13 protein-coding genes are annotated in these 11460 nt (G+C 44.1%); 6 read left to right on the plus strand and 7 right to left on the minus strand.

All coding sequences use genetic code 11. The features are described 5' to 3' along the window. Positions 1-1048, minus strand: a 1048-nt coding sequence (locus tag C7Y66_RS28020) for a UvrD-helicase domain-containing protein (protein WP_146149899.1), incomplete at its 3' end; no start/stop codon positions are given. 278 nt (positions 1049-1326) lie between these two features. On the opposite strand from C7Y66_RS28020, the gene C7Y66_RS28025 reads away from it, so the two are divergent. Then, positions 1327-1854 (plus strand): GrpB family protein, encoded by a 528-nt coding sequence (locus C7Y66_RS28025; protein ID WP_106548082.1) that lies wholly within the window; start codon positions 1327-1329, stop codon positions 1852-1854. A gap of 93 nt (positions 1855-1947) precedes the next feature. Here the strand turns inward: C7Y66_RS28025 and C7Y66_RS28030 are convergent, their stop codons facing one another. Together C7Y66_RS28030 and C7Y66_RS28035 are read right to left on the minus strand one after the other, a co-directional pair. Continuing rightward, entirely contained in the window at positions 1948-2730 is a 783-nt protein-coding gene (locus C7Y66_RS28030) for an MOSC domain-containing protein (RefSeq protein ID WP_106548083.1), read from the minus strand. A gap of 73 nt (positions 2731-2803) precedes the next feature. Continuing rightward, a complete protein-coding gene (locus C7Y66_RS28035; protein WP_015157358.1) occupies positions 2804-2995 on the minus strand; it encodes a DUF2949 domain-containing protein in 192 nt (63 codons plus the stop codon). Between the two features lie 355 nt (positions 2996-3350). On the opposite strand from C7Y66_RS28035, the gene C7Y66_RS28040 reads away from it, so the two are divergent. From C7Y66_RS28040 to C7Y66_RS28050, 3 genes are all read left to right on the plus strand, one after another. Continuing rightward, complete coding sequence (locus C7Y66_RS28040) at positions 3351-4316, plus strand: orange carotenoid protein N-terminal domain-containing protein (protein ID WP_106168189.1); 966 nt, start codon at positions 3351-3353, stop codon at positions 4314-4316. 204 nt (positions 4317-4520) lie between these two features. Then, a complete protein-coding gene (locus C7Y66_RS28045) occupies positions 4521-5015 on the plus strand; it encodes a pentapeptide repeat-containing protein (protein WP_106548084.1) in 495 nt (164 codons plus the stop codon). Then, complete coding sequence (locus tag C7Y66_RS28050) at positions 4999-5262, plus strand: DUF1830 domain-containing protein (protein ID WP_106548085.1); 264 nt, start codon at positions 4999-5001, stop codon at positions 5260-5262. The genes C7Y66_RS28045 and C7Y66_RS28050 overlap by 17 nt, the downstream gene beginning before the upstream one ends. A gap of 12 nt (positions 5263-5274) precedes the next feature. Here the strand turns inward: C7Y66_RS28050 and C7Y66_RS28055 are convergent, their stop codons facing one another. Continuing rightward, a complete protein-coding gene (locus tag C7Y66_RS28055; RefSeq protein ID WP_106168186.1) occupies positions 5275-7200 on the minus strand; it encodes an iron uptake porin in 1926 nt (641 codons plus the stop codon). Positions 7201-7798: 598 nt separating this feature from the next. Here C7Y66_RS28055 and C7Y66_RS28060 point away from each other — a divergent pair. Beyond that, the gene (locus C7Y66_RS28060) at positions 7799-8329 is read left to right on the plus strand and encodes a J domain-containing protein (RefSeq protein ID WP_181245357.1); all 531 of its coding nucleotides are present in this window, start codon (positions 7799-7801) and stop codon (positions 8327-8329) included. 74 nt (positions 8330-8403) lie between these two features. Next, positions 8404-8676, plus strand: coding sequence for a DUF3143 domain-containing protein (locus tag C7Y66_RS28065; protein WP_015157364.1), 273 nt, complete (start codon positions 8404-8406; stop codon positions 8674-8676). A 95-nt stretch (positions 8677-8771) separates the two neighbouring features. Here the strand turns inward: C7Y66_RS28065 and uppS are convergent, their stop codons facing one another. The 3 genes from uppS to lysA all read right to left on the minus strand — a co-directional run. Next, positions 8772-9518, minus strand: coding sequence for a polyprenyl diphosphate synthase (gene uppS / locus C7Y66_RS28070; protein ID WP_015157365.1), 747 nt, complete (start codon positions 9516-9518; stop codon positions 8772-8774). Then, positions 9515-10453: a diadenylate cyclase CdaA gene (gene cdaA / locus C7Y66_RS28075; protein ID WP_015157366.1), complete on the minus strand. Its 939-nt coding sequence runs from the start codon at positions 10451-10453 to the stop codon at positions 9515-9517. The genes uppS and cdaA overlap by 4 nt, the downstream gene beginning before the upstream one ends. A gap of 104 nt (positions 10454-10557) precedes the next feature. Beyond that, positions 10558-11460: diaminopimelate decarboxylase (gene lysA / locus C7Y66_RS28080; protein ID WP_106548086.1), on the minus strand; the 903-nt coding region annotated here is incomplete at its 5' end.

Here is an 11460-nt window from a genome sequence, read left to right on the forward strand (position 1 = left end):
TAGCGGCTTGTAAAATAGTTTCTCTAGCGCGATAGTTTTCTTCTAACTTAACCATCGTACGAGTATCTTCGTCAGGTAAGCCATCACCAAAGTCGGCTTGAAAGTCTAGCAGAATGGTGAAATCCGCCATGCGAAAACTATAAATTGATTGATCGGCATCGCCAACTACAAAGATTGAGCGATCGCGCCAATTCCACTCACTTTTTCTCGTCTCGCCGTTCGTTGTTAATAAATTAATCAGATCGTACTGAATTCGGTTTGTATCTTGATATTCATCAACTAGAATATGCCTAAATCGCTGATGCCAATAACCGAGAACTTGTTCGTTCTGTTGAAATAACTTAACTGGCATTAAAATCAGATCGTCAAAATCTAAGGCATTATTTTCGGCTAACTTATCTTCGTAATATCCGTAAACTTCCGCAATAACTCTACCGCGATAATTAGGTTGCTCTCGTTCAAAGTCGCGGGGAGAAAGTCCCTGGTTTTTAGCATTGCTAATAGTGTAGCGGACAGAACGAGGTTCAAATTTCTTGTCGTCTAATTGAAGTTTTTTGGTAATAATCTCTTTAACTACACTTTGAGCGTCAAATTCATCAAAAATTGAAAAGTTTTTTGTCCAACGCCTTCCTTTTTCATCTTGATATTTTTCAATATCAAATCGGAGAATACGGGAAAACAAACTGTGAAACGTACCGATCCACAAATCTTTAATATAGGTTTTGTAAACTTGCGATCGCAATCTTGTTTGTTCGTGAGGCGCTAATTTATCTAATGGTTTATTGTATTGACTTAGTGCTATTTGTTCGGCAAAGATTTTTTGAATCCTGTCTTTCATCTCCCGTGCCGCTTTATTGGTAAAAGTCACGGCTAAGATATTATGAGGATCGACGCGGTGTTTGAGAATCAGATTGGCAATTCGATAAGTTAATGCTCTCGTTTTACCAGAACCCGCACCCGCAACCACTAGCAAGGGACCGCAAAAATGCTCTACAGTTGTACGCTGACTGGGGTTAAGGTGACTTAAAAAATCTGTGGTTTTGGTCATACTTTAAAAACTAGAATTAGAGTTTTATATTTAATAGCTGGAAATGTGCTATTCTTCGCTAAAATGTCCATGAATCTGTTCTAGAGCCGAGTCGTTGCGACATGACAATAATTTTCGGACTCCTGCGGTAGCCATTCTTACTATAGAATGCCTCTGCTTGCCCTTCTCTATTAGAGATACATCTAACAGACCATAGAAATTATATGGTAGCCGCTTTGTGGCAGTTGTAGGAATGCGATCGCCACAGGTGTTGCGGGGTAAAGAGTTAGGGGTAAGGTATGGATAATATTGTCATCGTGGAATACGATCGCCAATGGGTAGAATTATTCGAGCAAGAAGCAATTTACCTACGAAATCTGCTGGGAAAAGCTTCGATCCTCCGAATCGAACACTTCGGTAGCACAGCTATACCTGGAATGCCTGCTAAGCCCATAATCGATATGTTAGTAGAAATTCCTAGCTTCGATCGCATTCAGCAGGAAGCCTTACCCAAGTTAGTAGAGGCAGGATATGAATATCTATGGCGTAGCGATCGCCCTCCAGGGCATATGATGTTTGTTAAGCGATTGCCTAACGGTATGCGTACCCATCACGTTCATATGGCGACTGCTGGACACACATTATGGGAAAGATTGTATTTTCGCGATTATCTCTGTAGCCACCCAGCAGAAGCCGCACGCTACGCACAACTAAAGCGAGATTTAGCAGCACAATTTTCAGGCGATCGCGAGGCTTATACTAATGGTAAAAGCGATTATGTAGTTCTAATTACTACTAAAGCCAAGTTAGACGCAACAAACTCTTAGTCCGCCTGCGCGGACTTTGCTTGTGTAGCTGCGAATTATACTCGCTCTATTTAAATTCTGAATCGTAAGGTGAGCAATGCCCACCCTACGATCCTATATTGAAACTGGATCGCCAATTTTTAAGATTTTTCCTACTTCTGACGACGGAATTTTTGTATTGATACTTAACCGATAAAAGTGGTCGAATCTCTCTGGAGTTGTCCAATCTGGTAGGGTTTCTTTACGTTTAGAAACAAAGATTTTCTGAAAATTCTCTGTGGCTACTGCTGTTTTTGAATCTCTTGTGGGTACGATGCATCTCGCACAAGGATTAATTCCAGCAAATACAACTGCTCCAATTTGAAACTGGATACTATCCCCTACTTTGGTAAATAATCGGTCTTCCCAAAATGGAGGTACGCCATCAATTTCTATATTTGCTCGTATCCGATTCCTCATTTCCTCAACACTTATGTCAGGAAACCAGGAGGTAACTTCTGCAAGCGTAGCTGCACTGATTATTGTAGGACCAGAAGCATTAGTATCATCTGGAAACCCTGTGAAATTATTTTGCTTAATTTTGACAGGTAAACCAAAATAATTGCTCAACCAAGCTTCTAACTCCGAACGCTCTTTATCCAAGTGAAAAGTAACGCTCTCATCTGTTCCTTGGACTTGTAACGATAGCTGTTGACAATCTGCATCGAATTGCGATCGCAGCAAATGAACCTTAGCATTGCGCTTACCATTCACAAATCGCCCTTTTTGGTCAAATAAGGCATACTCGCGATCGTGCTGGAGTGCGCCACTTGCTAATACACTGACTTGAGACAAAGTGATGCCATCAAGCGATTTAACCGGAAAAATCGAAATTTTTGCCAGATAAGGCTGTATCATAAGCCATCACTTTATATTGCTACTCAAGACAATAGTTGATGTGAAGTTACACGAGTTACAGCGTTAGTAGATCCTACACCATTTCTAACCAATCGAACACGCGGTTTAGTTGCGGCAAGGTAATAAATCCGTATTGCCAAAGTACCATCGGCAGAAAGTTTAGTTCCTGTTCTCCCTTTTTTAAAGCTAACGCGATCGCTGCTTCTGAAACCGACAATTCGTCGCGTAAAAAACTCATCAAATCATCCCGAACGTTAGATTTCATATACGTTTATCCAATTAATGCATTTTTTAACTAAATGGTAATGTAACAAGCATTGTAAAGTTATGCAACGTTTTCTCAGAATTATTTAGCTTGCAGGCAGCACTTGAACTAGCCGCTACTGTGTAACTTGGTGTGCGACTGCGCGATCGCTTGCTCGATTAAACTACCTAATGGCGCGTGCTATCTACTGGATCGAGCGGCAAAACGATCGAAATCGATAAACTTCTTTACAAAAGTTAACTACTTTGTTACATTTATTTACGTAACCAAGTGGGTACGTGCTAAAGCCCCAGCTTTAGCATTTTGCCTTAAATCTCAAAATCGACTAATACAAAGCAATCTGGAGCTTCCGATCGTGACATATACTATCGAGTCGGCACAAAATATCTTCTCTGGAACTCAAATCCCCAGTCCAATTCCAGCCACTATAGCGCTGTTCGACCAACTGAGCGTTGACGATCGCCTAGCGTACCTTTGGTATGCTTACACGGAAATGGGTCGGACAATCACCCCCGCAGCTCCAGGCGCGGCTCGCTTACAACTGGCGGAAGGATTGCTCACCCAAATCAAACAAATGTCACCTGAAGAGCAAACCAAAGTCATGCGCGACCTTGCTAATCGCATTGACACTCCGATCAACCGTTCCTATGGTTTCTTCAGCGTGAATACCAAGCTAGCTTTTTGGTACGAGTTAGGAGAGTTGATGAAACAGGGGATCGTCGCTCCAATTCCAACTGGCTATCAAATGTCTCCTGGTGTCAAAGTCGTCCTAGAAGCAACCCAGAAACTCGATCCAGGTCAGCAGATCACAGTTCTGCGCAACACAGTCGTAGACATGGGATTCGATACATCCGACTTGGCTCCCAGCAGCTCTCGAAAGAGTGCAGAACCAGTATTTGAACGCACCGAACCCATCACCACCAATGTCAAGATTGAAGGAATTAACGAGCCTGCGGTGTTGCAATATGTCGAAGCAATGAACGCAGACAATTTCGCCGCTGCTATTGCTTTGTTTACTGCTAATGGTGCTTTACAACCCCCATTTCAAAAGCCAATTGTCGGTCATGAGGCGATCGCGAAATACATGCGCGAAGAAGCACAGGGTTTAAACATGATGCCGAAACAAGGTATCTGTGAAGTACAACCAGATGGCTCCAAACAAGTAAAAGTCACTGGTGTCGTCCAAACTCCTTGGTTTGGTGTCAACGTTGGGATGAATATTGCTTGGCGGTTTTTGATCGATCCTCAAGGCAAGATTTTCTTCGTCGCCATTGATATGCTTGCTTCTCCTCAAGAGTTACTCAACCTGCGTCGGATGTAAAACGTTCTAAATGGGGGAGTGGTGCTAGCTAGCACTGCTCTTTCAAACCCAATATATCTCGCAAGCGCGGTGAAAAGATTTAGAAGATCCCCCAACCCCCTTAAAAAGGGGGCTTTAAATTCCCCCCTTTTTAAGGGGGGCTAGGGGGGCTCGAGATCTTCAACTTCCGTGCGTAACTCCTGGCGTATTTATGAATGCCGATCTATGAATGTTGATACTCTACTAGAGCTTTATACCGCTGGCAAAAGAGATTTTAGTTGTTTTGACTTGCGCAGAGTCGATTTAAGTGAAATCGACTTGAGTGGAGCCATCTTGAGCAGAGCAGAGTTAGCTGGAGCCAACCTGAATGGAGCCAACTTAAAAGGAGTCAAGCTCAGCGAGGCAAACTTAACTGGAGCTACCCTTTGGAGAACTGACCTTAGCAATGCGACTTTGTATAAAGCCATCCTGAGTAGAGCAATTCTTATTAAAGCTAATTTAAGCAGTGTAGATCTACGTGACACTTTATTAAATAGAGCAGATTTGCGCTTAACGAATTTAACTGGAGCCAATCTCAGTGGTGCTAATCTGACCGGAACAGATTTACGTTACGCACAATTAAAGTTAGTAGAACTAACTGGGGTAGATCTGAGTCAAGCATTTATAGTTGGAGCATCGATCCAAGACTCATTATTGTATGATTATGACCAAAATAATTAGATCTCTACCAGCTGAGCAAGAGAGTCTTATACTATGCTGCTACGTTAATGTAACCAGCCAAATTCAGGTGATTCGCATTGTCGATCTTCCCAGTTACTATTTTGAACGGGCAGTTTTTCCAGGACAACGGTTTTTGTTTGAAGCTTTACCCAGTGCTGAATTAGAGGTTCATACGAGTATGACAATTGGTTCGATCTTAGCCGATAAAATTTCTTGTTTGCACCTTCAAGTTGATAACGGCAATTGATGAAGCGATCGCTTAAAAGCTAAACTGCGCTCTTAAGTTACCTACATAGATCGTTGGGTTATCGCTAAAGTTATTTGGATTGGCAATCAGATAAAACGCTGGTACTAAAGCTATATTATCTGTTAGTGGAAAATAATAATTCGCTTCAAACTCGTACTGCACGCCACCATTTCCGCCTCCAGCAACAAGAAAATCGCGTCCATCCAAGATGGCAAACGGTCTGACATAAGAGATAGTTAATAGCGCCCCCTCCTTACCTAAATCGGGAAAAGCAACACCAGCTTGCATTGCTTGAGCTTCAATTTCTCCATCACCAGGCACTAGATTTGTCTTGGCATAGGTGTAACGTCCGAAGAAACCGATACCAGGAGTTAGCAACCAATCAAAATTAACTCCATAGGTATCAGCCAAACCAGCATCCAAACCACCATCAGCAACGAGTCCTGTCACTGGATCGAATACCGCAGAACTACCATTATCTGCAATTCCGTAAATTGGCTCTCCTGTTGCACCACCAATGACTCCGCCAATTGCTTGAATCCGCGTCCGATTGTATAGCAGCCTTAAATTAAAATTTTGGCTGGGCGAGTAAGTGAGTTCAGCTGTTGCGGTGTACGTACCACCAAATAAGCCAAACCTCGGATCGCTAGAGGTGTTAAATCCAGGTGCGATCGTACTAGAAAGAAATTCTGTATTTTCTCCAATGTAACCTGCGGTCAATTGCAATTGCTTGCTAGGCTTCCAAGTTATAACCGCCCCCGATCCTCGGTCGATCGCATTGACTAGCGTACCGCCATTGGAGTTAAAACTATTCGCACCCGTGAGGATGAAGGTAAAAGCGTTGTAGTCAAATAGGCGATACCAGTTAATCCGGGGACCAAAAGCAATTTCCAGATTATCCCCCACGGGAAAACTGTAATACAATTCGTGGATAACGACATCATTACCCAACCCTTGAATCCCCGCAGTTTGGTCAAAAAAGGGTACGCCGTAGGTGTTGTACAGCCCTGCTGAGGTGAATTGGTTGGCGGGAGAGTCGGCATTACCTGCGACTAGCCGCACCTTGAGGCTATCCCTACCATTGAAGGAAGTATCGAAATTTAACCAGATCAGATCGCTGAAAGTAATTTCTGGATCGTCTGTAAGTTCTTGTACAACTGGTCTGCCTGTGACTGCATCTCTTCCCCCTCGTCTAGCGACAACGCCGCCAAATGCAGCTGGCGGAAAGAGATCGACTGATTCAAATTGTACGTCACCATCGGCAAAAGCTCCCGTGACGTTAGCCCAAACTAGAGCGCTTAATTTCGTTGTAGTCGAGAATTGATTGGCTTCTAGTTCTGCTGTCGCTGCTTCTAAAGCATCCACGCGACCGCGCAAAGCAGACAATTCAGCGGCAAATTCTGTCTGCAATTTTTGCAGCGTATCGGCATCTTCTTGCTTAACGGTATCTGCCGATGCTGTAGCAATGAGTTCGTTAATTCTGTCCAAACAGGCATTCAAACCAGCCGCAAATTCATATCTCGTTAAAGCACGGCTGCCTCGATAGGTGCTGTCTGGATATCCTGCAATACAACCATAACGCTCTACCAATGACTGTAACGCTTGAAATGCCCAGTCGGTAGGTTGGACATCTGATAGCTGCGATACAGATGTGACTTGCGCCATCGAGTCGCCACTTGCTGCTTCCGGTATCTCGACTCTAGGAGTCGTCGCTAGATCGGTTTCAGGTTCTATGGAAGTACGATTGGTTGCGTGACGATCGCTGCGATCGGGAGGTAGTAATAATTTAGCTTCGCGATCGTAATTCATGCTAGCTAGTGTCTGTTTTGAGCTAACTTCTACCGCGTTAGTCTCTGCACTTGCTCTATAACTATCAACGGCATGACACGCTAATATTACCGAGGCGATCGGCAATACTTGCAACAAGAATTTATGCATTTATTCTCACACCAAAACGCACACTTTAATATTCAGAATGCAGGGTTTAGACTAGCAAAACTAGCTTCGGGTAAATGTGTTTTTATATACAATTCATTCGGACGCGCTGCGAACTCTAATTCAGAGTCTCGATCGCATATATAACGCTGGTAGGGGCGCACAGCTGTGCGCCCCTACAGTCTGTGTATTTCACCCAATTGAAAACCGCTATAATTCAGAGTCTCGATCGCGTAACCAAAAAGCAAGCAAAAAAATTTAATTCTGTCTAACCTTGTATTCATCCATCGGAAAAATTTGAAAATCTTGGCTTTATACTTAAGTTCTATAATTATTTGCTTGTCTAAAAAGTATGTTTCAACTAATTTAAAAGTGCAAACATAGTAGAAATATATTTTTTTGAAACAGAGATATTTTCTGTATTTTTAAGTTTAGATTTTGAATCAAACGTAAATTTTATTACTACTGAACTTTGAAATTAAATCTGAGATGGAATGCAGCTGCTTAGCATGAGTAGATTTAAAATAGATAAAAAACTAACCGCACTAGTCAAACTGCCGTGACTCAACACTGGGGAATGCCAAATAATAGCGATCGCCCCATGTCAGACCGCGTGTCAGACCGCATGACAGACCAAGCCACTCACTATACCCTGCTTGGACTGCATCCCTCGGCATCGCCAATCGAGATTCGTCGTGCCTACCGACATCTCAGCAAGCTGTATCATCCTGATACAACTGACTTACCTTCAGCAATTGCTACTGTCAAATTTCAGCAGCTCAACGAAGCATATGCCACGCTGAGCAATCCAGAACGGCGGACGAATTACGACTTACACATTGGCTATTCTCGTCTGTATGTCATCCAACCACCTCCAGATTTTCAGCGCGCAGCCGCACGACAAGACGGACGGCGTTCCTCTGCTTACCTCGACCCTACAGATCGTCCCCTATCATCTGGAGAAGTTTTTGTCTTGTTTATTTTGGGATTGACCTTCATAGGTTGTATATTATTGGCGATCGCTATTGCTACGATCCGGGGTGATACCTTGCAAACTCCAGTCCCGCCAGCTCAGTTATCAATTGTCAGTGTAGAGATGTTACATGTAACGTCTGTACAAAGTTATCAATAAAGAGCGGCGCTTTGGCTGGTGGCTAGGAAATTCCAACTTACGACTTACGACTTACGACTTACAACTTCTAATATATGTCCTTACCTTCTGCCGACACTCCCTTATACAATCATCCTTTACCCCAAATCGAGCAGTGGTTGAAAGACCAAGGTTGCCAACAAGACCAAAAGCAACTGCATTGCTGGCACATTCAAAAATCGAACTGGGAAGCCGAACTATGGCTAGATATCGACCAGTTGACGATCCGATACATTGATGCTGAAGCAGTAGGACAAGACATTCAACGCTCTTTTAAATATTCTCTCAGCCGAAAAGATATAGAGCAGGCTGTATTTTCTGGACCCTGACTCAATTTGAGATTTTAGATCTTCACACTTGTCTCTACTCTCTTAAAGAGCATCACACACTCTTTCCCTACTCTCTACTCCCTGCTCCCTTACAATCACACTTTCCCAAACCGTCGTTCCCGTTGTTGGTAAGCAGCCAAAGCCCGATGAAACTCCGTGCGGTTGAAGTCGGGCCACAAAGACTCGGTAATATAAATTTCGGCATAAGCCATTTGCCAGAGGAGAAAATTACTGATGCGCATTTCTCCACTGGTGCGGATCAATAAGTCAGGATCGCTAATTCCAGCCGTGTAGAGGTGGCGCTCGAAGATTTCTTTGTCAATTTCTTCTGGTTGGAGCAAACCTTGCTGTACTTGCTGGGCGATCGCTCGACAAGCGTGCAAAATTTCCTGTCTACCACCGTAATTCGTGGCAACAGTGAAGCGGATACCTCGATTCGACCTCGTTTCAGCCATCGATCGCTCGATTTCCGATTGGAGACTGCGCGGTAAAGCCTCCAAATCTCCTACAAACCGAATTTGGACGTTTTCCTCTAGCATTTCCTGCAATTCTTTGCGCAGGACGCGCTCGAACAGAGTCATGAGAAATTCAACTTCTTCTAACGGTCTGCCCCAATTTTCGGTCGAAAAGGCATACGCCGTTAATGCTTGTATACCCCAATCTCGACAACAGCGTAATAAATCTTTGAGAACATCCACCCCCCGTTTGTGTCCCATGATACGGGGTAAACCCTGCTTTTTTGCCCACCTACCATTACCGTCCATAATTACTGCAACGTGTCTGGGCAGTTTTTCTTGTTCTAGATCGAGAGGCAATTGCAACACAATCGGCTTTACAGTCATTTTTTATTTCGGGGAGACGCTGGTAAGTTTAGACCAAAAAGCGCAAAAAAACGAGTCATGAGAATCCTAACTCGATTGCCAATTTGATTTACCAGACCGCGTATGCTTGGGGCTACAGCTTCCCGTTCCACAGCTGGCGAGAATCGAGCTTCCAACAATTCTTTCAGTTTACTGCTGGTCAGCGGTTTATTTAATATTCCTCGTTCTGCCAGCGAAATTGACCCTGTTTCTTCCGACACGACCACGCATACGCAGTTTTCTACCTTCTCCGTGATGCCTAAAGCAGCTCGATGGCGCGTCCCCAATTGACGAGGAGCTGGACGTTCGTAAAGGGGCAAAATCACCGCTGCTGCAACTACCCGCGAACCTCGAATCAAACAAGCGCCGTCATGCAATGCTGTTTTTGGATGAAAAATTGTCAGTAAAATTTCTTTTGAGACTTCCGCATTTAACTTTACGCCTGGAACTTTGAGATCTCGCTCGTCAATAGGACTGTCTGTTTCCAAAATGAGCAAAGCACCGATGCGATTTTGAGACAGTTCTCTCACCGCATCTACGATTTCATCAATGACGCTATCGGGTTTTGGTACGATACGTCTTCCTGGCTGCAATAGCTGTCGAAATTCTCCCCTACCCAATTGTTCTAAAAAACGGCGAAACTCAGATTGGAAAGTGACTGCCATTGCTACAGCAGAACCAACCACCAATTTCTCCAATACAAAACTCAATAGCGGCAAACCCAGTCTGGCACTGATGGCAGAAGCAAGCATGAGGAGAATAAAACCCCTGACCATCCACAAGGTGCGGCGCTCTCCAATGATGACCAGCACCATGTAGATTAGCGCCAAAACCAAGCCCAGATCGATAGCGTAAAATAACAACGACTGAGTCCAGCCAAAGTCTGTTGTCAGCCATTGCTTCCACCAATCTCTCATGAGCGAAATATGAAATCTGAAGAATTGAATTTGTTAACGGTTGGCAGTTAAAAATTAGTGGCTGACGGTTAACTGTATAACTGTCAACTGTCAACCTTTTGCTCTTAGCCTAGTAATGAATCGGGCAGGCAGTCTTGCCGAATTAAGTCTTGATAAGTTTCGCGACGAAGAAGCATCTTTGCTTCTTGATTCGCCACTACCACTGCTGCTGGTCGGGGCAAGCGGTTGTAATTAGAAGCCATGCTGTAGTTATAAGCACCAGTTCCCATTACTACCAAAATATCCCCTGGCTCAGTTTGCGGTAAAGATGCCTCTTTTATTAGGATATCGCCTGACTCGCAGTGTTTTCCAGCAATTGTGACGGTTTCGCTGACTGGTGCGGACATTTTATTGGCGACTACAGCACGATAAAGCGATTGATAGGTAATCGGTCGAGGATTGTCGGACATCCCGCCATCGATCGCCACATATGTCCGAATTTCCGGTACGGTTTTGCTAGAGCCAATCGTATAGGCAGTAACGCAAGCAGTACCGATGAGCGATCGCCCGGGTTCGCACAATAATTTTGGTAAAGGTAAGTTTTGAGACTCGCAGGCTGCTTTCACGGCTTGGCAAAGTGCTTGCACCCATTCGTCAATACTGGGTGGATCGTCGGATTCTGTATATCGAATTCCCAATCCACCTCCTAAATTTAACTCCGTAACAGGCAGTCCGTAGCTTTTCGCTTTTTCCATCCACTGCACCATCACTTCAGCCAAGTCTTGATGGGGTTGGCGCTCGAAAATTTGCGAACCGATGTGGGCGTGCAATCCGACACAAGTTAAATTGGGTTGTTGTCCGATAAAGGCAAAAACCGCTTCAATTTGGTCAGGATCGAAACCAAATTTACTATCCAAATGCCCCGTTCTGATGTAGTCGTGGGTGTGACAGTCGATTCCAGGTGTTAATCGCAACATTATCCGAGTCGGGAGTTGGGAATCACTTCCTTGTCCCCCTTGTCCCCCTTG

The sequence above is a fragment of the Chroococcidiopsis sp. CCALA 051 genome, assembly GCF_003015105.1.
In the GTDB taxonomy this organism is placed as follows: Bacteria; Cyanobacteriota; Cyanobacteriia; order Cyanobacteriales; family Chroococcidiopsidaceae; genus Chroococcidiopsis; species Chroococcidiopsis thermalis.